The sequence below is a fragment of the Chryseobacterium gleum genome (genome assembly GCF_900636535.1).
Classification (GTDB): domain Bacteria; phylum Bacteroidota; class Bacteroidia; order Flavobacteriales; family Weeksellaceae; genus Chryseobacterium; species Chryseobacterium gleum.
The window spans coordinates 2,542,069-2,563,353 of sequence record NZ_LR134289.1; the positions used below are offsets into that span (position 1 = coordinate 2,542,069).

Genomic DNA, 21,285 nt, shown 5'->3' on the forward strand with positions numbered 1-21,285 from the left:
AGCCCGCTTCTATTGATAATCCATTTACAAATTTCATCATATTGTTTAACAGATAATATTGAAAAATACAAAATTCAATAGGAACGGGCTTTAGCCCGTTTAAATAAACATTTATTTCAATGGCTTCAGCCAAAACTTAAAATGACACAATCTCCACTTATCCATATCAAAACCTTTAGAGTATTACGTTTTGATAAAGCTGTACATCATGGTTATAAAAATAAGCGGGCTTTAGCCCGCTTCTATTGATATAAGAATATCTAATTTTTTATTAAAAGATCTCCATCAGCTACCTCTAACTTCTAACTTCTAGTTTCTAGTTTCTAGTTTCTAGTTTCTAACCTCTGATTTCAATTACGGCGCCAGTCTTGAAATTTTCCAGTCCAGATCTTCCAGCTGGTAGATAATCCTGTCATGAAGACGGTTGGGCCTTCCCTGCCAGAATTCAATTTCATAAGGTCTGGCCAGATATCCGCCCCAATTGGCCGGCCTTGGAACTTCAGTGTTTTCGAATTCTTTTTCCAATTCTTTTAACTTATCTTCCAGAAACTCTCTGTTGGGTATAACCTGACTTTGCGGCGAAACAACAGCTCCTAACTGACTTCCTTTTGGTCTTGAATGAAAATAGCCATCGCTTAAATTCTCCGCTACCTTCTCAAGATCTGCTTTGATAATAATCTGACGTTCAAGATTAGGCCAGAAAAAATGCAGGCATGCTTTATGATTGTTTTCTATTGCTTTTCCTTTTCTGCTGTTATAATTGGTGTAAAAAATAAATCCTTCATGAGTATATGCTTTCAAAAGGACCATTCTTGTTCTTGGACACCCATCTTCTTCCACTGTAGAAACCGCCATAGCATTAGCTTCTGAGATCGCCGGACTCTCGTTTGCCTCCAAAAACCAGTCTCTGAACTGTTCAATTGGATTTTGTTTGATCTCACTTTCAATAAGTTGGGATTTCTCGTACACTTTTCTTTTGTCGTGCAGGTTTTCCATAAATATTTTTTATTAAATTTGAGTATGAATCACTCATACAAAGGTAAAATATTAATCTCGACACCTGACATCTCCGGCGATATTTTTTCAAGATCGGTAGTATTGGTTATTGAACACAATGAAAGTGGTGCATTTGGTTTGATATTGAATAAAAAGAACAGCCAGATGAGTAGCAAATTCAAAGATTTTTTTGACTTTAAAATTGAGGTGTATGACGGAGGACCTGTAGAAAACGACAAGGTATTTTTCATCGTAAAAGGCAAAAGAGTTACTGAGATCTATACAGATATTACCGATGAGTATTACCTTACAGAAGATATTGAGCGGATCATTAATGCAGTTTTAAGCAGCGAACTGAGTATTGAGCATATCAAAATATTTTCGGGATATTCCGGATGGTCGCCTAATCAACTGGATACGGAAGTTCAAAGAAAAATGTGGACAGTAGTAGATGTTTATAATCTTGATTACACACTTCCCAACGATCAGACACTCTGGAAATCTATCATGCAGAATCTTGGAGGAGAATTCCTTCTCTGGGCCAACTCTCCTGAAGACATTTCATTAAACTAAACTGTATATTTTTCGTATCAACCTGATAATTAACAAACTTTAAGATTCTCTTAACCAATTTTAAAGAAAGTTTTTCCGTTCTTTGAAAAACTAAAATCACTGATATGAAAGGTATTACATTACTTGCTTTGTCAATATTTTCTACCGCTTTTTTATCATTTACTCCTATCAATAAAAAATACATTGTCATCGACGCCGGCCATGGCGGAAATGATTTTGGGGCTACTTATGGTGAAATTCTGGAAAAAAATATTGCATTAAGTGTTGCTAAAGAAATCCGGAAGATCAATGAAAGCCAGGACAAATATGAAGTTATTCTAACCAGAGATTCCGATAGTTTCCCTACTCTTGCCGAGAGAACAGATCAGATCAATAAACTGAACCCTGAAATGGTTATTTCCCTTCACGTTAACAGCTCGCCACAAAAAGAAAGAACTGACAACGGATTTGAAGTATACGTTCAGAATTCTGATGTTTCCAAGGAACTGGCCGGAAAAATTTACAAAAAATTCAATGCCCGCAAAATTGAAGAGCGAAATCTTCATATATTAAGAGAAACCAAAGCACCTGCTGTATTGGTTGAGCTTGGTTTTATCAATAATTCTGATAACAGGAATTATATTACTAGTGAAAAGGGGCAAAAAGAAATCGCACAGAAATTTGTTGAGATTATCAACGAATATTAAATAAAAAGGAAACAATTTCTGATTTACTCAGAATAAAACCCGGTAAAGGACTTCTGGAACTTTGTTGTTTACCGGGTTTGTCAATTTTTTACTGATTAAAACTTTTCTTCCAGCTTTCTATCAATTCTGAGAAGCGGGAAGTTTCAAAAGTCTTGTTTCTTATCTTACCTACAGAAAACATACCTTTCTCATCAGAAATCATTAAAATTTCTTCAGCCTTCTGAGATTCAAATGCAATAATCTCGTGTTCCTGGATATCTGCAAGGTTATTCTTATGCAAAAAAGTAACAAAATTTTCCATCAAAGGAGAAATGTATGACCCTTCAGTCTGCTTTGGAACTTTGATCACATCACCTTCTAAAAAAAGAAGATTTCCGGCTGTGGTACGTGCTATTCTTTTGTTTGGGTTCAGAAGAATCACATCGTCAAGATCGTTTTCCTGGGCATAAATTGCTCCATAAATATTTTCCGGACAGTGAACCCGGATATTGCTCAAAAGGTTGTTATTAACGTTAATTTCTTTGATCAGGTCCAATTCCAGAGGTCTTTGATGTACAGCCAGCACATCAGCCATTTCGGTTACTTCGTAAAAATAAGAAACAGAAGATTTTGCCAATGTCAATCCGTCATTATTTCTGAACACCTGGAAATTGATAATTCCGTTATCTACTCCTTTACCTTCAATAATATCTTTCTGAAAAAGTGTCTGGAAAAACTCCAGCGTGTAAGTTAAAGGAATATTCATTCTCATCTTTCTCATGGAAGCCATCAGGAAAAAATAGCATTCTTCGTCCATGATCAATCCACCATTTCTCACAAAGAAAGAAACCTTCACTGAGTCTCCCCAGAGAAAAGCTCTGTTCTTTACATTTAATTCGTCTGATGTAAAATATTGATTTTCCAATTTTTAATGTGATTTATTTACAAAAAAATAATGAACGATAAATCGTTCATCAGTTTTATCAATTAATAAAGTCCAGCATTATGCTGCACCTAATTTTATTCTGAGGTTTTCAATAAGATTTTCCCAATACATTGCGTTTTCGTCTTCATCACCATCTTCACAGAAGTCTGTAATATTAAGAGACAGATCTTCTGTAATATCATCTATCACGATAGTCATTTCAAAGAAGTTTTTAGTTCCTTCATCTTCTTCCCATCTGAAACGCACGAAACCTTCAGGCTTATATCTGATCAAAGTGGCCTTCTCAGCAGGTCCTCCGCCCCAGCTAAAAAAGAAATCATCGCCTTTCTCTGTTACCTCATCCGCAAACCATTCAGACAATCCCTCTGCAGTCGCCAGATATTCATATAAAATCTCTGATAAACAGTGCATTGGAAATTCGTAATGGACTTTATGTTTCGCCATATAATCTTTGTTTTATCGTCCCGCAATATATAAATTAATTTTTTTATTACGCAAAAAAACAATTACTTTTTTATAGAATCAGCATGATATTTATCAGAGGTTTTACATCTTTATTTTGGCAGATTTCATGCCTTAAAAACTGCCATGCAAAACATAAAAAATCTCTCCGGAAAGGAGAGATTTTATCTTTAATTTTCATTCAGTATGTCTAGAATAATCTGGCATCCTTCCCGGATTTCGTCCATAGATAATGTAAGAGGCGGAGAAATTCTCAGATATTCATTTCTGTATAACTGCCAGAAAACAATAAGTCCTCTTTCCATACATTTTTTAGCTACTTCCAGTGTATATTCAGGAGTCCCGAGATTTACCGCCAGCATCAAGCCTTTACCGTTGATATTTTTGATTTTAGGATGAACCAAAAGTTCTCTGAACAGTTTTTCTTTTTTATCCACTTCGTTCATCAGTCCGCTATCCAGAACTTCTTTTAAAGTTGCATAGCTTGCTGCTGCAATTAACGGGTTTCCACCAAAAGTAGTGATATGCCCAAGCTTTGGTGAATGGGAAAGCGTTTCCATAATTTCTCTGGAACTCATAAAAGCACCTACAGGAACTCCTCCTCCCATTCCTTTTCCCATTACGAGAATATCCGGAACAATTCCAAAGTGCTCAAAAGAGAAGAGTTTTCCGGTTCTTCCGAATCCGGGTTGTATTTCATCCAGAATCAACAGCGCTCCTACTTTTTCACATCTTCTTTTTAATCTGATCATATAGTCCTGAGAAGGAACCAAAAATCCTGCTGCTCCCTGAATTGTTTCCAGAATTACACATGCGGTTTTCTCCGTGATTTTATCAAGATCTTCTACATTATTAAATTCAATAAAAGACACCATCGGCAGCAAAGGACGAAATTCTCTTTTATGGGTTTCATTTCCTGAAACACTTAAAGCGCCATGGGTATTTCCGTGATAAGAGTTTTTAAAGGAAACGATTTCTTCTCTTCCCGTATATCTTTTTGCCAACTTCAAACTTCCGTCAATAGCTTCTGCCCCGCTGTTTACAAGGTACGTTACCTCCAGAGGATCAGGAGTAGCTTCAGCAAGCAATTTGCATAATGCTACAGGCTTTTCCTGTGCATATTCACCATACACCATTACGTGAAGATATTTATCCGTCTGCTCTTTAATGGCATCTACAATTTTAGGATGTGAATGTCCCAGCGTATTGGCAGAAACTCCTGCCACAAAGTCAAGATATTTCTTTCCGTCTGTACCATAAATATAGCTTCCTACAGCTTTCTCTACCTCAAAACCTGCAGCAAATTTTGTGGTTTGTGCCTGATATATAAAAAAGTCTTTATGCATTTCCATTGTCTCCAAAAATTTCAGCAAAGCTATAAAAGATTCATTAAACGCTAAAATTAATCCACAAAAAAGACCAGCAACTACTGGTCTTTTGATTTATTTTCTTGTTCGCTTAGGCTTTTTAGCTTCTTCTTTCGCTTTTTCGTCATCAATTGCTTTCTGAGCTTTATCGAAGAGTTCGTTATCGGCTGTATATTGTATTTCTTCGTAGTTAGGGCTGTCTACAAGGATATCCTGCCATTTTCTGATCCTGTCTTTGGTATTCCAGTTAAAGTCCGGAAATTTCCTTTTTGAAGGTTCTATCATACTCATTGGATAAGTATCTGAAGCCGCTCCGATACTGCAGGAAATAATCTGTAATGCTCTTTCTTCAAATAATGCTCCGATAATTCCGCAGGTAGAAAGCGTAATTCCTATTCTTTCCGGCTTTTTGGTTTCCTGATCGGTATCATCCACATATACTATTGATTGGGCATTTCCAACTACTCTTGCTTCTTTAATCGCATTCTTTTCATAGTATACCGTCATGAATTTACCTTTCACCTGGTTGAATTCATCTTTTAAATTCAGTGAATCTACTTTACTGATGGCAAAAGCATTTCCGATTACTTTTAAAGAATCAATGTCTTCTGTCTGGGTATTAAAATAAGCTTCTACTTTGTCACCGGTCACCTGTTTTTCACCACTCCAAAGAATAGGGTTGGTATACATGTGCATAATTCCGTCCGTTTCATTGAAAGCGATAGAGTCTGCTCTCCCCTGGGCATTGGATTTATAAATACGAGCCTTTTTAAAGGCTCTGAGGTAGCTTTTCTTAACTTTAATATCAAGAGAATCTGGTCTTTGGTAAGAAATGATTTTTTCCGCAGCAAAATAGATGGAATCTTTTTCCATTACTTTTACAGCATAGGGACTTTTTGTCATCATTGCAGAGTCTTTCTTTTCGAAAATCTCTCCGTATCCTCCTTTTATATATCTTTTTTCTTTAGGATCATCCAGGGTTACATTGCCCGTTGCTTTACCGAATCCTGAAATCTGGTTATAGTACATATCATCACCGGTAAGGATTTTTTCGTTATAAAATATCCTGGAGTTTTTGGTTAAATAAGCCTCCTTGGTATCCATTTTATAAGTACCTTTTTCAGTATAGATTCTGTTTCTTGGATTCGTTTTGCTGGTAATGGTTGTCGGACCGATGAAATCAGCAATCTTTGTATTCTGATTCTGCTTGATATTGGGTCCGTCTATGATATACTGAGGGGTTTCGATTTTTACATTTCCGGTAAGATCTACTACCCTTGTATTAAGAAAATAGGTTCCTACTTTGGCATAGGTTACGTTCTGCCCGTCTGAGATTGTTCCTCCTGTATTAAAATAAGCCTGATTAGCCAGCCTGTCATAATACAGAATATCTGTTTTGATGGTTTGCTTCGGATCGGTAAGGACCACATTTTTTCTGGCAACACCTTTTTGGGTGTTGGCGTCATATTCCATTTCTCCTGCTGTAATTACGGAACCGTCTGTATTTTGAAGCCTTGTATTTCCTATTGCTTTTACGAAGTTTTCTTCATTGTAAAGAACTACTTCATCCGCTGTAAGAATAGAGCCCTGATGTTCAATCTGAACATTGCCGGTAAAATATTGATTCCCGTCGTATTTCTCAGGGTTTTTCTTGATCTCGTCCGCATGGATGATCTTTACCTTATCTTCAGGTCTCACCTGCTTAGGCTGAGTGGGTGAAGGAGCCTGCAAATAGGGATCTCTCTTCACAGGGTTTTTATCCTGCGCAAAGCTTAGCGTAGAAATAAAGAGTAACAGAAAAAGTGCTATTCTCATTAATTAGTCATTCTTAGTGCCATAAAAATATAGCGAATGAGAATCAATTTTTACGCCAAATGCTTCTTCAATGGCTTCTTTGATTCCTTGAATTCTCGGGTCACAGAATTCAATAATTTCTTCAATTTCTTTATCAGAGTCTTTTTTGTAGATCACCAGGTGGTCATGCTGTTTGTCAAAATAAGACTTTTCATAAGATGAAGAGGTCAATGTCTTTTCTCCGAACTGATGCTTACGGATTAAGCCTGCATCAAGGAAAATTTCGATCGTATTGTAAATCGTTGCTTTGGAAACATGATATTTTTTCTGCATCATCAGAAGATACAGATCATCAACATTAAAGTGATGATCCATATTATAAATCTCTTCTAATATCGTATATCTTTCAGGTGTGTTTCTGAACCCTTTTTCTAATAAGTAGTTTCTCAAAACATCCTTGATCAAAGCTATATTTTTTTCTTTTTGTATTGTATCCATTAAAAAAATTATCTACAAATTTATTGAATTTTATTTAAATAGATAGTATGGTTAAATACAAGTAGCTACGAGTTATGACGGAAATATCCTGATTGTTCGATCTTATTATCGTAAACTGTAAGTTCTGTAATCGGTGCAGATTCTACTTCAACATTATGCGAAGATACTCCCCAAGCCTTAAAGTCGTCACTTCCGATATACTTCACAAAGTTATAAATGTTAAGCGTAATCTTCTGTTTAACAGTTAAAAGGATATCGTTGATATAGGTGTTATCTATGATCACATATTTAAGATCCGGTGGTATGTCATGAGCACGTAAAGATGGATGGCTGCTTCTTGAAGGAATGGTTCCGTCCGCCATTAAATCTTTCAGGACCATATTAAAATAGTCGTTGATTCTTCGGTCTACTTTAAATCCTAAAAGGAAGTTGATTTTATATACTGTTCCCGGAAGAATTTCATCTACGGTATATCTGAAAGTGTATGGATCTTCCTGATTTACGATGCTCAGAATGAAGTAATGATCTGCTCTTTTAGGTTGTTTTTTGATGATGGAATAAATAATTTTTGATTCCACCTCATCATTTCTTTTTGCTCTGCTCAGGTAAGCCAGATTGGTAGCATATTTCGGAATGGTTTCATCCAGCTTCATGTCTTTAAGAATAGACACGTATTTTTCAATTTTCACAAACTGGATAAATCTTGTTTTGATCAGTCGTCCGTTATACCATGCATACATAGAAACTCCTATTGAGCCGGCCAATACAACGGTAATCCATCCTCCTTCCATGAATTTGATGATATTGGCACTGAAGAAACCTAGTTCGATAGCCATGTACACCAATGCGAAAAACAGGATTAAAACCTTGCTTACTCTGTGCTTCAATAACCAGAATACCAGCAGAACCGTTGTCATCAACATTGTTACTGTAATAGAAAGTCCGTAAGCAGCTTCCATTTTTCCTGATTCCTTGAAATGCAGAACGACAATGATACACAGGATAAGAAGTCCCCAGTTGATTCTCGGAATATACATCTGTCCTTTTACTCCGGAAGGATAATCAATTTTCTGATTTGGCCAAAGGTTAAGAGACATCGCTTCAGAGAATATGGTGAAAGAACCTGTAATCAACGCCTGACTGGCAATAATTGCAGCAGCTGTTGCTAGGATTACTCCCGGGATGATCATCCATTCCTGCATGATTCCAAAGAACGGGTTTACCACAGAGAATCCAGGTTTATTATAATTAGTCAGCAGCCATGCTCCCTGTCCAAGATAGTTCAGAATAAGCATGATCTTAACAAATGCCCAGCTCACTCTGATATTTTTAGCACCACAGTGCCCTAAATCGGAATACAATGCTTCTGCTCCGGTTGTACAAAGGAAAACAGCTCCAAGAATCACAATTGCACTCGGAGAATTAACAATAAGCTTATAGGCATAGTAAGGGTTGAAAGATCTTAAAATTTCAAAATTTTCGCTCAAATGCATAACTCCCAGACCTCCTAATACCAGGAACCAAACCACCATCACCGGACCAAAAAACTTCCCGATAAAGCTGGTTCCGAATTGCTGTACCACAAAAATGGCAATCAGAATTCCGATAGTGATAGGAACAACGGGAGTGTGGGGATTATAAATTTCAAGACCTTCAATAGCTGACATTACCGTCAGTGATGGGGTAATGACTCCGTCTGCAATAAGTGCGGCTGCACCAATAATTGCAATGAGGTACAACCATCCTTTTTTAAGGTTTCTTACCAGTGAAAACAAAGCAAGAATACCTCCTTCACCTTTGTTATCTGCTCTCAAAGCAATGATCACATATTTGATTGTGGTCTGCAGGGTAAGAGTCCAGATAATACAGGAAAGAGCACCTTCTATGTATTCATTGAAAGGCATATTGCTCCCCTGGGATCTTGCATTCACAATTGCTTTCATTACGTAAAGCGGAGAGGTACCAATATCTCCAAAAACAATTCCCAGAGACACCAGAACTCCAATAAAGGAAAGTCTTTTTATGTCGAAGTGGTAGCCATCTTCTGTAACTTCTGCCATATCAGCTTAATTTATTTTAAAGGCGCAAATTTATACTAATTTTATGACGTCAAGAATTTTTCTTCATGAATATAATAAATGAAAAAACTTCCTTTCGGAAGTTTTTTTCTATAACTATTTTACGTACATCGCTTTTTTGATTTCCTCTTTTACTTTTTCAAGTTTAGGGAACCATTCTGCAAATAATGCAGCAGAGTAAGGTGCAGGTGCATCAGGAGTAGTAATTCTCTTGATTGGAGCATCCAGGTAATCAAATGCTTTCTGCTGTACCATATAAGTAATTTCTGAAGATACTGAACCAAATGGCCACGCTTCTTCCAAAATAACCAATCTGTTTGTTTTTTTCACGGATTCCAAAATGGTATCAAAATCAAGAGGACGAACAGTTCTAAGGTCAATAACTTCTACTGAAATTCCTTCTTTAGCCATATCTTCAGCAGCCTGTAAAGCCAGCTTCATGATCTTTCCGAAGGAAACCAAAGTTACATCTGTACCCTGTCTCTTGATATCTGCTTTTCCTATTGGTAAGTAGTATTCTTCTTCAGGAATTTCCATTTTATCTCCATACATCTGCTCAGATTCCATGAAAATAACAGGGTCATTATCCTGAATTGCAGTTTTCAATAATCCTTTTGCATCGTATGGGTTAGAAGGTACCACCACTTTAAGTCCCGGGCAGTTGGCGAACCAATTTTCAAATGCCTGAGAGTGAGTAGCTCCTAATTGTCCTGCAGAAGCAGTAGGTCCACGGAAAACGATTGGACAATTCCACTGTCCACCACTCATCTGGCGGATTTTAGCTGCATTATTGATAATCTGATCAATTCCTACCAATGAGAAATTGAATGTCATAAATTCTACGATGGGTCTGTTACCGTTCATTGCAGCTCCCACAGAGATTCCTGTAAATCCAAGTTCTGCAATCGGTGTATCGATTACTCTTTTCGGACCAAATTCATCCAGCATTCCTTTTGAAGCCTTATATGCACCGTTATATTCTGCAACTTCCTCCCCCATCAGGTAGATGGATTCGTCTTTACGCATTTCCTCGCTCATTGCCTGTGCAATTACCTCACGAAAAGTATATTCTGCCATATTTTCTTGAAAAATTTAGACTACAAAAATAGTGTTTTTTTATTATACACATAATAAAAAGCCTTTTCATTTCAATGTAAAGTCATAATATTAACTGGATTTAAAATGAATTTCCCTGCTACCAGCTTTGTTCTTGTGGTTTTTCAAGGTTTCTAAGAATTTATTCAAAATTTTATCCACAAAAAATGGCATTCTATTTCTGAAATGCCATGTAAATTCTATTTTAAACTTAAATTAATTAGCTTTTTCCCAAACCTGGGTTCTCCCTAGTAAAGACAATCCTAAGTAACCTCTTACATTCAGTTTGTCACCGCTTCTTGTAATGGTACATTTGTATGTCTTTCCGGTTTTAGGATCTGTAATGGTTCCTCCTGTGAACTCATCACCGTCTTTTTTCAGTCCTCTTATGATTTCCAATCCTAAAAGCGGTTTTCCTTTTCTGTCATCTTTACAAAGTGTACAGTTGGCATCAGCCGGTTTTATTAACAGCTGGGAAACTTTTCCATAATATTTCCCATCAGATTTTTTATACACTTCAACAATAGATTTTGCCTGTTTGGTTTCATCATCTATCGTTTTCCACTTACCTTCTATCTGTGCAAATGTAAGCACACCACATAAAGAAAGTGCGAACGTTAACAATATTTTTTTCATATTTCTTATAGTTTTAATTGTAATACAATATTCTTATCTACGTATTGATAAATGTATAAATTAATTTTCAACAAACAAAAACTTTTATTATACAAAGCATAAAGAGGATATAAAACGTAAAGTCGCTAAAATGCGAAAAAGCTAAGTTTCAATCAGCCTGTGATGTTTTCGCCATTTTACGGTTTTACCTTTTTGCCATTTCGCCCTAATACAGTTTCCTGTTAATCACTCTGTCCATATAATCCTGATACCAGGCTTTTGCTGTTTTCTTTCCCAGCTCTACTTCCGGATTTTTAATCTCATTAACCAGATTCTTTTCAAGGCCCAGATCAGATTTATCATATACCCCTACTATTTCTTTTCCGTCAAAACGATAAATATAATTTCCGATCATGAACTGCTCCATACTTCCGTCAGAATTCACAACAATGAAAGGATATTTCTTATCGCTCACCAGACTTCTCCCCCAGCTTCTGATAGGCTTGTTATATCCTATAAGGTCTGCCAGTGTAGGATATATATCTGCCTGCTGTGCAATTTCCTGGCTGACTCCTTTAAGCTGGTATTCAGGATTCGGAGAATAGAAAATCAATGGAACGGCATAACGGTTCATCGCTTTTTCATATTCCGGATAATACACCTGGTTGGTATGATCTCCCGTGAAAACAAAGATTGTATTATTGAACCAAGGCTGTTTTTTAGCTGTTTCAAAATATTTCTTTATTGCATAATCCGTATATTGTATCGGTTCATGCATTTCTATTTTTCCCTTTTTAAATTTTCCATTGTATTTTTCAGGGATTTTAAAAGGGTGATGAGATGAAGCCGTAAACACAGTAGTCATAAAGGGCTGCTTCTTTCCTACATTTTTTGCAAAATACTGAAGGAAGGGTTCATCCCAGACCGCCCACATCCCGTCGAAATCTTCATCGTGGTTATACTCTGTTTTCCCGAAATAATGCTTAAATCCTAAGATATTTCCGAAACCAAGGAATCCCATGGAACCATTTGGCGCTCCATGATAGAACGAAGTGTCATAGCCAAGGTCATTACATACAGAAACAATGGACTGGATTTTCTGATTGGAATAAGGTGATCCTGTAAATGCATCCGTAAGACTCGGAATTCCCGCCAATACGCTGCTCATCCCATGAATTGACTGTCTGCCGTTTGCAAAAGTATTCGGAAAAATAAGACTCTGGGTTGACAGACTGTCCATGAACGGTGTGTAAGAAACGTAATCTTTGATATTTTTATCTTTATTGAAAGCGCCCGAATATTCTCTACTGAAAGATTCTACAATAAAAATAACGATATTGGGACGATTTTTTACTTTTCTGTCATATACTTTATAAGGCTGTACATACTCTTCTATATCTTTTTCGCTCACAAAATGAACTTCCTTGAAATTATTGGTATTTAAAGTCCTTAAAAAGGAGAATGTACTGTTGAGCACCATATTTCCCTGCAGCGGATTCGTTACAAAACGGGTCGCATCCACCATATTAATAGGTCTCGTACTGTGTTTAAAGTCACCTCTGATTCCTCCCACAACCAATACAGCAGTGATACACAAAGTAATAATGGAGGTGATGAAATAAGGCAGCAGCTTCAGAGGTTTTATGTCTTCTACCTTTACTCTTTTATAAAGGAAAACCCACAGGATCATCAGAATCACATACCAGATCAGTACGAAAGGATGTTGTCCGATAGAAATCATCAGTACCTTAGAAACATTTGATTCGTGCTCAGCTACCTGAAATACGGCTGAAGTAAGTCTTGCCTGTGAAAATTTATAGTAAATAAAATCCCCGAAATTCATCGCATAGGCAATCCCGTTGGTAATGAAATACAGCCAGAAAAGAATTTTCTGAAAAGGTTTCCTGGTGTTGATCACCAAAGGCAATAAACTAAGGAGTATAAATAATGCATTGACATACAGAATCGCTGTGGTATCGAAAGCTGTACCATGGAAAGCCAGCTTTATATATTCTGAAACAGAGTCAACCTTAATCAGATCTTTATTAAAATACCAGAATAAAAGTCTGGCAATCTGATAAAAAACATAGGCCAGGAAAATCCGGTAAACCAATGCCAGAACTTCCTGTTTTCTAAATCCTTTTAAAAATTTCATGGGGCAAATTTACATCAAAATCATTTTAATGCGTTTTTTAGTTCATATTATTTTGAGTTAGAATTTTTAAAAACTGTAATTTTGTGTTTATGGATTTTATAAAAAATAATCTGGCCAATGCTTTAACCCTGGCTAATTTATTTGCAGGCTGTATAGGTGCAATACATCTAATATTAGGAGATTATCAGACAACGGCAATCTGCCTTATTCTCTCCTCGGTTTTCGATTTTTTTGACGGCTTTGTAGCCAGAGCATTAAAATCAAACTCCAATCTTGGCCTTCAGCTTGATTCCCTTGCGGATATGGTAAGCTTTGGAGTAATTCCGGGACTTACGATGTATAAAGCGCTTGAACCGTTTGGTGCAGAACTTCTTGGGATTCACTTTCCATTTGAGATCAAATACATTGGGATCATCGTTACTGTGTTTTCCTGTCTGAGACTTGCCATCTTTAATCTTGATGAAGAGCAGCGCTATTATTTCAAAGGATTGAATACACCTACAAACACTGTTTTACTTTTTGGTCTTTATTATGCCTTTAAAGAAACCGGAAATTTCAGCTATTTGTTTGAAAATGAATTGCTGCTGATTCTGCTTACCCTTCTTACTTCATGGCTTCTGATCAGCCCGATCAAGATGATGGCGATGAAGTTCAAATCAAAACAATTAAAAGACAACTACCCTAAAGTAGTATTACTTGCAGGAGGAATTGTTATTCTTGCCCTGTTTCAGGTAGTAGGAATTCCGATGCTTGTTATTTATTATATATTGGTGTCTCTCATTTTTCAGGGACAGTTAAAATAAATTATTAAAATAAAACACACTTCAAATTATTAATCACCGACATGAATTTAAAACTCCATAAACCGCTTTGTATTTTTGACCTGGAAACCACAGGAACCAACATCGGAAAAGACAGAATTGTTGAGATCTGTATCCTGAAAGTAAACCCGGATGCTTCCAGAGAAAGCAAAACATGGCGCGTCAATCCTGAAATGCCGATTCCTAAAGAATGCAGCGAGATCCATGGCATTTATGATGAAGATGTAAAAGATGCTCCTACTTTCAGGGATATTGCTGCTAAAATTATGGAAATGATTTCAGGAAGTGATCTTGGAGGCTTCAATTCCAACCGATTTGATGTTCCGCTTCTGGCTGAAGAGCTTTTAAGAGTAGGAATGGATTTTGATCTGAATAAATTCAGACTGGTGGATGCACAGACTATTTTCCATAAGAAGGAACCCAGGAACTTAGGAGCAGCTTATCAGTTTTACTGTGGAAAAACACTGGAAAATGCACACTCTGCAGAAGCTGATGTAATGGCAACGTTTGAAGTTCTGGATGCCCAGGTCGGAAAATATGATGATATTCCGAATGAAATAGCGCCGTTAAGTGAATTTACATTCCATAACAAGAATGCAGATCTTGCCGGATTTATCGGATATAATGAGAAAATGGAAGAGGTCTTCAACTTTGGAAAATATAAAGGACAGGGCGTGAAAGCGGTATTCCAGAAAGATTTAGGGTATTTCGGATGGCTTCAGAATGCTGATTTTCCGCTGTATACCAAAAAGATTTTTACAAAAATTCAACTGTCAAGCAGATTTTAATATGTCTGAACTGGTACGTTTTAAATTTTACGAAACTGCCCTTGAAGCTAACAGGGACAAACAAATTCTGGCTGAAAACGGGATTAACAGTTTTATTGCCAATGAGCAACTTATTCAATCAGATTGGCTTCTGTCACAGGCGGTAGGTGGCATACAGCTTCAGGTATTTGAAGAAGATGTGGAAAAAGCCCGGCAAATTCTTCAGGATTATAAAGACAATGAGCAGTACTCGCTGGAAGTAGAACATACCATTGAAGATCCTGAGTTTGATTTTGTCTGCCCGAAATGTGGATCCAATCATATTTACAGGGATGACAGTGCCACCAGCTTTTTCGGAATTTCTTTTCTGACGAGCCACAAATTCAAATGTTACTATTGCGGGAATGAATTTACCCATTAATCTATTCAGGAATCAATAGTCTTAAACCAACTAAAAGATTGCTTCGTCCCTCGCAATGACGGGGTTAAAAATATAAAAAAAGAATTATGAAAATAATCTGCATAGGAAGAAACTACAGTGAGCATGCAAAAGAATTAGGAAATGAAATTCCTGAAAATCCTGTTATCTTCATGAAACCGGATACGGCAGTTCTAAAAGGAAATGATTTTTACATTCCTGAATTCTCCAATGATATTCACTACGAACTTGAAGTGGTATTAAAAATTTCAAAGGGAGGAAAGTATATCCAGAGAGAAACAGCACATAAACATTATGAAGAAATTGGTCTTGGAATCGATTTTACAGCCAGAGATCTTCAGAGCGAACTGAAATCAAAAGGGCTTCCATGGGAGCTTGCCAAAGGTTTCGATGGTTCTGCTGTGGTAAGCAGCTTCTTTAAAAAAGAGAATTTCAGTCTGGAGAACCTTCAGTTTTCATTATTAAAAAATAAAGAAAAGGTACAGGATGGCAATACAAAAGACATGATGTTCAACTTTGACGACATTATTGCATTTGCTTCCCAATACTTTACGTTACGAGTAGGAGACCTTATTTTCACAGGAACTCCAAAAGGGGTTGGAAAGGTAGAGGAAAACGATATTCTGGAAGCTTATCTTGAAGAAGAAAAAATGCTTGATATCCGAATATTATAAGTATTTAACATCAGAGTCTGACAAATTTTTCATATCTTTAGATAACAAAATTAGAGGTTATGATAAATATTGTATTACCCGTAGATTTTGGGGACAAGACAGACCAACTGGTAGACGGTGCCATAAAATTTGCAAAACAGCTTAACGGCAAAATTTACCTGATCCACGTAGCGCCGTCAGATATCGGCTTTGCCATTGGCGATATGGGATTTCAATATTTTCCGGAAGTGGAAGCCAATGAGATCAGAGAAGAGCTGGTACAGCTTAACAAGATTGAGCAGAGGATTCTTGCTCATGATATCGATTGTGAGCACCTTTTAAAACAAGGAATTGCGAAAGATATTATTCTGGAGCATGCCAAGGCTAAAAATGCAGATTATATTGTGATGGGATCACATGGCAGAAGCGGAATATATGATGTATTCGTGGGAAGCTTAACAAAAGGAATAACGAAAAGTTCAAGTATTCCTGTTCTGGTACTTCCGATTCACGACTAAGAAAAAGAAAATTTTAATCGTTAGTAATAAAAAAACCGATCAAACAATATGCTTTGATCGGTTTTTTACTATATAACCAATTAATTAACCTTCTTTTTTGTAGATATTCGGATCGTAGTAAGGGTGCTTACCTTCCGTTGGAGAATAATAGTCTTTATCTTTGTCGCCACCAAGTGTAACCACCAGTACATAGCACCAATAAGTGAATAGTACACAGCAAACTATAAACAGAATCCAGTTTAAAACATTACCGAAAGCATCAAAGAAACCGAAAGACCATTTGAAAACTTTGCTTAAGAATAGAAAGAAAGACGTCATTATTTTCCTTTTTTAAATTAACTTTGTACAAATTTATAAAAAATGTTTAAATTACTTTCAAAAGAAAGCAATATTTTTTCAATTCCTGTTTATATTGGTTTTCTTCTTTTAGTAGTAATAATATTTAACATACTGAATTTCAACACTTACGAAGCTATTATTGCCGGAATAACTTTTCTGGGAATTGCTTTGGGATATTTTTGTTTTCACAGTATTGCGCTTAATTACCAGACCCATCTTCCATTATTCCTGTATACTTTTTTTATTTTCGGACTTTATCCCGGAAATCTGGATATAGGAATTGCCGTTTCACTGCTTACCAACTCTTTTCTACTTCTTCTTCTGACCAGTGCAGATGAGGATGTCAGGAAAAAATCATATGTGCTGGTGGGGGCTATTGTAGCGCTGAATTTTATCTTTCTTCCCACTACCTGGCCAATGGCTGTTTTTGTGATCATCCACGTGATTGCAACTTCTGCCAAAATAGGGCTGAATCTCTTCAGGTTCCTTTTAGGAATTGTCCTGATTACATTCAGCTATTTTTCTGTCATGTATTTCGTTCAGTTTACTTCATGGAATATCGATTATTTTCCGTTTGGAAAAATGAAACCGGTAACAGATTACACCGAGCTTCTGCCATTGATTCCTGTGGTTCTGATGCTTATTTATGCCGTATATGACCATTTCAAAAATTATAATAAAAAAAGCCCGATAAGCAGATATAAGTATACTTTTCTGCTGGTCTTTTCCGTGGCACAGCTTGTCACCATTATCCTGTATATGAATAAAAGCTATGAATACCTAATGCTGCTGGCATTTCCTTCTAGTATTATTCTGAGCAGGATGATGAGATTTTTACCCAAATACTGGATGCGAGAAGCCAGTGTATGGGTTATTATTATTAGTTTACTGACCTTTAAAGCGGGTACAGTTTTTGATTTATTTTAAAAAATTATGATTCAGATAGACGATAAATTGATTTCAGAGGAAATTTTTTCCGAAGAATTTGTTTGCAACCTTTCGAAATGTAAAGGTGCATGTTGTGTGGAAGGAGATGTGGGAGCTCCGTTGGATAAGAACGAGCTTGAAATATTGGACAGTATTTTTGATAAAATAAAACCTTATCTTACCCAAGAGGGAATCAAAGCCCTTGAAGAGCAGGGCACATGGACTACTGATCCACACGACGGAATGTATGTTACTCCTATGGTGGAAAACCGCGAATGTGCTTATGTGACATTCGATGAAAAAGGAATTACCAAATGTGGTATTGAAAAAGCGTACGAAGATGGTGCTGTAGACTGGCAAAAACCGATCTCCTGCCACCTCTATCCGATCCGTGTTACGGAATATTCTGCTTTTACCGCATTGAATTATCATGAATGGAATGTATGCAGCGATGCCTGTACCCTTGGAAAAGAGCTTCAGGTTCCTGTGTATAAGTTCTTAAAAACTCCGCTGATCAGAAAATACGGCGAAGAATTTTATACCGTTCTGAGCGAAGCTGCTGATGAATGGAAAAAAGAATATGGTTCTTAAGAATTGAATTAAATATCAAAAAAGCCGGGAAATTCCCGGCTTTTATCTTTTTAGAAAATGATTTTTATTTAAAATCAGCATCTGTAACTCCAGAGTTGATGACAACTTTTGTGGTTTTAATGGTCATCTTCTGACCTCCGCCTTCAGCATCCAGTTCTGCAGGGAACTGTATTCCGTCTACCGTCATATAACTTTTAATCGTTGCATTTCCTTCCCCTGCATCCGTCTTATACAAAAGTCCGGTTCCAGCATCGAAATAAAACTTTCCTTTATCTGAAGACAATACATTATAGTCTTTTCCGTCAAGTTTTTCTGTAGATACCGTCTGGAAATTAGAGGCATCAAATGCTAATGCATCAATGGGTTTTCCTTTTTTCAGATCAGCAATTTTATCAGCAGGAATATCTGTTTTAGTTCCCATCTGATCAAAATATCCTTTTTCTCCGTCAAAAAGCTGAATCATTTCTTTCCCCATGAAAGATTGCACAGATTTGAATTTATTTCCTAATTTCTTAGTGGTCATTTGAATTTCCATTCCCTGTACAGCCACGGTGTTATCAGTAATGGTAGATTTTACAGCGTCCAGTTTATCTTTTCCACCTAATGCTTTGAAATAATTATCAATGACTTCTTTAGGTGTCAATTTTGATTTTACGGCTTCTGTTTTAGCAGATGCAGCCCCTTTTTTCTGAGCTGCTGCAGGCACTGAAAAAAGTACAGCGCAGAAAAACGGAATGATGATCTTTTTCATATTTATAATAAAGTTTAAAGGGTAAATATAGGAATATTGGCGGACATACAAATCAATAATGAGCAATTAGTGATGATTGATAATTGATTAATGATTCATGATTTTCAGGTGTGGGATATATATAAAAAAACCGCCAACAATTGACGGTTTTCAAATATTTATATCTGATATAACTATTTTTTAAGTTCTTCTAAAAATTCGTCGTGAGAAATTTTAGTTTCTTTTTTGCTTGCTTTTTCAAGAATTACATCTTTCAATTTAGCCATAGCTACTTCAGAAGAAATTTGTCTTACCTGCTCCTGATCTTTCAACATTTCAACAGCATACTTCTGGATTTCTTCATCACCTAAGTGGTGGATTCCGTAGATTGCCAATTGATTTTTCACTAACTGCTCAGCCTGAGCCAATACATCAGCATAGTCAAGGTTAATTTCATTTTCAGTCATCAGTTTACCTTCGATGATCTGATATTTCAACTGGTTTTTCTCAGCTTCAAGAATTTCTTTAGCCTGCTCTTCAGACTGGATGTTCTGGTTAGAGAATAATAACCACTTCACAAGGAATGATTCAGGAAGTTTTACTTCTTCTTTCTCAGTTACCTGCTCCAATACTTTATTCACGAAGTGAACATCAGCGTTCTGCTGGAAATACTCATCCAATTCAGCTTTTACTTTCTCTTTAAGTTCTTCTTCAGATTTGATGTTTCCTTCTCCGTATACTTTATCGAATAAGTCCTGATTAAGTTCAGCTAAGTTTAATGAATAGAAATCTTTTACTTTTACTTCTACTTCATTGTGGTGTAAGTGCTCAACTTCTTCTTTGCTGAATCCTAATTCTTTAGCTAATTCTTCATCACCTGCAAGTGTTTCTTTAGTAACTTTTACAGATCCATCCATTTTCAAACCTTTTACCAATTTGAAAGCTTCTTTGTTTTCAGCGGTAATCGTAAGGTTTTTCGGGTGGTGGTGGTGTTCTCCTTCAGCATCTTCTTCCACAACCTGAGAAACTTCTAAAGCAATGTAAGAATCTTTAGTGATTTTATCTTGAGGAACCTGCTCAGCGAAACGCTTCTGCATGTTTTCAATGCTCTTACCGATTTCTTTGTCAGAAGCTTCTACTTTGTAATGAGGAGCTTCATATTTAGCTAAATCTATCGTGAATTCAGGCTCAAATCCTACTTCAAAAGCAACTTCCAATTGATCAGCATTGTAATCGAATTCGTTTACTGGCTGAGGAATAGGCTGACCAACTAATCTTAATTTGTTTTCATTAACATAGTTGTTCAATGCATCAGAAACCTGTCTGTTGATTTCTTCAAATGCAATACCTGCTTCATATTGTTTTTTAACCATACTCAAAGGCACTTTCCCTTTTCTGAATCCAGGAACTTGCGCATTTTTAGCATAATTAATCAACTGCTTCTCTACTTTTTCTTTGTAGTCAGATTTTTCCAATGTTACTGTAAGCAATGCACTTACGTCATCATGGTTTTGTGCGGTAACCTTCATTATTGATTAAAATTTTAGGTTGCAAAAATAGGAATTTTTTATGAAAATCACCCATTTAAAATCAACTTATAACGCCAAATATTGTTAAATAAAAAACCGCCGGAGAAATTCCGGCGGTCCAAACAAGATTAAGGTATATATTAATTAATAATATTATAGTTAGCCTGTGCGTCTGTTTCACCGCCAGTATGTGTTCCATAAATAACCCCATTTCCACTAACGGCAGAAGCTTCAGAAACTGTCACCGGTTCATGGAATAATGTAAGAACCAGCTGACTAGGTGCAGAAGCATTTTTTACTGCAGTATTAACAACCCATTTTGTTTTCAATCCTACGCGGCTTCCGTCTCCTCTTGTAGAACTGGCATCATCTGTACGTGTTAAAGTAATATCAGAATTGGGAAAATTATATACTAAGAAATGTTCATCTTTTGCATCCTTAATTTCCTGAGTAGCGTCTTCATCGCCATTTTTGAAAATTACTTCAACATTATAAGTATGACCATTAATTAACTTAACATTCGGATTAGTAGTACTATTCACCTGATAGTCGTATACAACCGGAGTTCCTGTAGCAACATCTGTTACTCTCAATAGAACATCTGAAAGTTCTTCCTGAGGAAGGTCATCTGCTTCATCATCACTCCTGTTACATGATGTTAAGCTTAAAGAAACAAAGAATAAAAGTCCTAAGATAAGAATTGTATTTTTAAAAATATTTTTCATTT

The 21,285-nt window shown here is 36.4% G+C and carries 23 protein-coding genes; 9 read left to right on the forward strand and 14 right to left on the reverse strand.

Annotated elements, in window-relative coordinates; genetic code table 11:
- Positions 1-354: 354 nt before the first annotated feature.
- Positions 355-996 (reverse strand): pyridoxamine 5'-phosphate oxidase, encoded by a 642-nt coding sequence (gene pdxH, locus EL165_RS11650; RefSeq protein WP_002976895.1) that lies wholly within the window; start codon positions 994-996, stop codon positions 355-357.
- A 24-nt stretch (positions 997-1,020) separates the two neighbouring features.
- Here pdxH and EL165_RS11655 point away from each other — a divergent pair, with 24 nt between their 5' ends.
- Both EL165_RS11655 and EL165_RS11660 read left to right on the forward strand, forming a co-directional pair.
- Positions 1,021-1,569: a YqgE/AlgH family protein gene (locus EL165_RS11655; RefSeq protein WP_002976892.1), complete on the forward strand. Its 549-nt coding sequence runs from the start codon at positions 1,021-1,023 to the stop codon at positions 1,567-1,569.
- Between the two features lie 104 nt (positions 1,570-1,673).
- A complete protein-coding gene (locus tag EL165_RS11660; RefSeq protein WP_002976889.1) occupies positions 1,674-2,255 on the forward strand; it encodes an N-acetylmuramoyl-L-alanine amidase family protein in 582 nt (193 codons plus the stop codon).
- A gap of 88 nt (positions 2,256-2,343) precedes the next feature.
- Here EL165_RS11660 and EL165_RS11665 read toward each other — a convergent pair whose 3' ends face one another.
- The 9 genes from EL165_RS11665 to EL165_RS11705 all read right to left on the reverse strand — a co-directional run bounded on the left by EL165_RS11665 (position 2,344) and on the right by EL165_RS11705 (position 13,244).
- Entirely contained in the window at positions 2,344-3,159 is an 816-nt protein-coding gene (locus tag EL165_RS11665; protein WP_002976886.1) for an aminotransferase class IV, read from the reverse strand.
- Positions 3,160-3,237: 78 nt separating this feature from the next.
- On the reverse strand, positions 3,238-3,624 hold the full coding sequence (locus EL165_RS11670) for an START-like domain-containing protein (protein ID WP_002976884.1): 387 nt from the start codon (positions 3,622-3,624) through the stop codon (positions 3,238-3,240).
- 188 nt (positions 3,625-3,812) lie between these two features.
- Positions 3,813-4,988, reverse strand: a complete 1,176-nt coding sequence (locus EL165_RS11675; protein ID WP_041461613.1) for an aspartate aminotransferase family protein — start codon at positions 4,986-4,988, stop codon at positions 3,813-3,815.
- A 96-nt stretch (positions 4,989-5,084) separates the two neighbouring features.
- Positions 5,085-6,824 (reverse strand): OstA-like protein, encoded by a 1,740-nt coding sequence (locus EL165_RS11680; RefSeq protein ID WP_002976878.1) that lies wholly within the window; start codon positions 6,822-6,824, stop codon positions 5,085-5,087.
- Positions 6,825-6,827: 3 nt separating this feature from the next.
- Complete coding sequence (locus tag EL165_RS11685; protein WP_002976876.1) at positions 6,828-7,301, reverse strand: Fur family transcriptional regulator; 474 nt, start codon at positions 7,299-7,301, stop codon at positions 6,828-6,830.
- Between the two features lie 65 nt (positions 7,302-7,366).
- Positions 7,367-9,361 (reverse strand): KUP/HAK/KT family potassium transporter, encoded by a 1,995-nt coding sequence (locus EL165_RS11690; RefSeq protein WP_002976874.1) that lies wholly within the window; start codon positions 9,359-9,361, stop codon positions 7,367-7,369.
- A gap of 114 nt (positions 9,362-9,475) precedes the next feature.
- Complete coding sequence (locus EL165_RS11695; RefSeq protein ID WP_002976871.1) at positions 9,476-10,456, reverse strand: pyruvate dehydrogenase complex E1 component subunit beta; 981 nt, start codon at positions 10,454-10,456, stop codon at positions 9,476-9,478.
- A gap of 234 nt (positions 10,457-10,690) precedes the next feature.
- Positions 10,691-11,110 (reverse strand): DUF2147 domain-containing protein, encoded by a 420-nt coding sequence (locus EL165_RS11700; RefSeq protein ID WP_002976869.1) that lies wholly within the window; start codon positions 11,108-11,110, stop codon positions 10,691-10,693.
- A 205-nt stretch (positions 11,111-11,315) separates the two neighbouring features.
- Positions 11,316-13,244: an LTA synthase family protein gene (locus tag EL165_RS11705; protein ID WP_002976867.1), complete on the reverse strand. Its 1,929-nt coding sequence runs from the start codon at positions 13,242-13,244 to the stop codon at positions 11,316-11,318.
- Positions 13,245-13,333: 89 nt separating this feature from the next.
- On the opposite strand from EL165_RS11705, the gene EL165_RS11710 reads away from it, so the two are divergent.
- The 5 genes from EL165_RS11710 to EL165_RS11730 all read left to right on the forward strand — a co-directional run bounded on the left by EL165_RS11710 (position 13,334) and on the right by EL165_RS11730 (position 16,442).
- Positions 13,334-14,047 carry a CDP-alcohol phosphatidyltransferase family protein gene (locus EL165_RS11710; protein ID WP_002976865.1) on the forward strand — a complete coding sequence of 238 codons (714 nt, stop codon included), beginning with the start codon at positions 13,334-13,336 and terminating at the stop codon, positions 14,045-14,047.
- Positions 14,048-14,088: 41 nt separating this feature from the next.
- Positions 14,089-14,853 (forward strand): 3'-5' exonuclease, encoded by a 765-nt coding sequence (locus EL165_RS11715; protein ID WP_002976863.1) that lies wholly within the window; start codon positions 14,089-14,091, stop codon positions 14,851-14,853.
- 1 nt (position 14,854) lies between these two features.
- Complete coding sequence (locus EL165_RS11720) at positions 14,855-15,253, forward strand: putative signal transducing protein (protein ID WP_002976860.1); 399 nt, start codon at positions 14,855-14,857, stop codon at positions 15,251-15,253.
- An 86-nt stretch (positions 15,254-15,339) separates the two neighbouring features.
- Positions 15,340-15,945 carry a fumarylacetoacetate hydrolase family protein gene (locus tag EL165_RS11725; protein WP_002976858.1) on the forward strand — a complete coding sequence of 202 codons (606 nt, stop codon included), beginning with the start codon at positions 15,340-15,342 and terminating at the stop codon, positions 15,943-15,945.
- Positions 15,946-16,004: 59 nt separating this feature from the next.
- Positions 16,005-16,442, forward strand: a complete 438-nt coding sequence (locus tag EL165_RS11730; protein ID WP_002976856.1) for a universal stress protein — start codon at positions 16,005-16,007, stop codon at positions 16,440-16,442.
- Between the two features lie 84 nt (positions 16,443-16,526).
- Here EL165_RS11730 and EL165_RS11735 read toward each other — a convergent pair whose 3' ends face one another.
- The gene (locus EL165_RS11735) at positions 16,527-16,760 is read right to left on the reverse strand and encodes a DUF6341 family protein (RefSeq protein WP_002976854.1); all 234 of its coding nucleotides are present in this window, start codon (positions 16,758-16,760) and stop codon (positions 16,527-16,529) included.
- Between the two features lie 42 nt (positions 16,761-16,802).
- Here EL165_RS11735 and EL165_RS11740 point away from each other — a divergent pair, with 42 nt between their 5' ends.
- Complete coding sequence (locus EL165_RS11740) at positions 16,803-17,708, forward strand: DUF6427 family protein (RefSeq protein ID WP_002976852.1); 906 nt, start codon at positions 16,803-16,805, stop codon at positions 17,706-17,708.
- Positions 17,709-17,714: 6 nt separating this feature from the next.
- Positions 17,715-18,299 (forward strand): DUF3109 family protein, encoded by a 585-nt coding sequence (locus EL165_RS11745; RefSeq protein WP_002976850.1) that lies wholly within the window; start codon positions 17,715-17,717, stop codon positions 18,297-18,299.
- A gap of 64 nt (positions 18,300-18,363) precedes the next feature.
- Here the strand turns inward: EL165_RS11745 and EL165_RS11750 are convergent, their stop codons facing one another.
- The 3 genes from EL165_RS11750 to EL165_RS11760 all read right to left on the reverse strand — a co-directional run bounded on the left by EL165_RS11750 (position 18,364) and on the right by EL165_RS11760 (position 21,283).
- A complete protein-coding gene (locus EL165_RS11750; protein WP_002976849.1) occupies positions 18,364-19,050 on the reverse strand; it encodes a hypothetical protein in 687 nt (228 codons plus the stop codon).
- 173 nt (positions 19,051-19,223) lie between these two features.
- A complete protein-coding gene (locus EL165_RS11755) occupies positions 19,224-20,558 on the reverse strand; it encodes a trigger factor (protein WP_002976846.1) in 1,335 nt (444 codons plus the stop codon).
- A gap of 140 nt (positions 20,559-20,698) precedes the next feature.
- Positions 20,699-21,283: a hypothetical protein gene (locus EL165_RS11760; protein WP_002976844.1), complete on the reverse strand. Its 585-nt coding sequence runs from the start codon at positions 21,281-21,283 to the stop codon at positions 20,699-20,701.
- Positions 21,284-21,285: the final 2 nt, after the last annotated feature.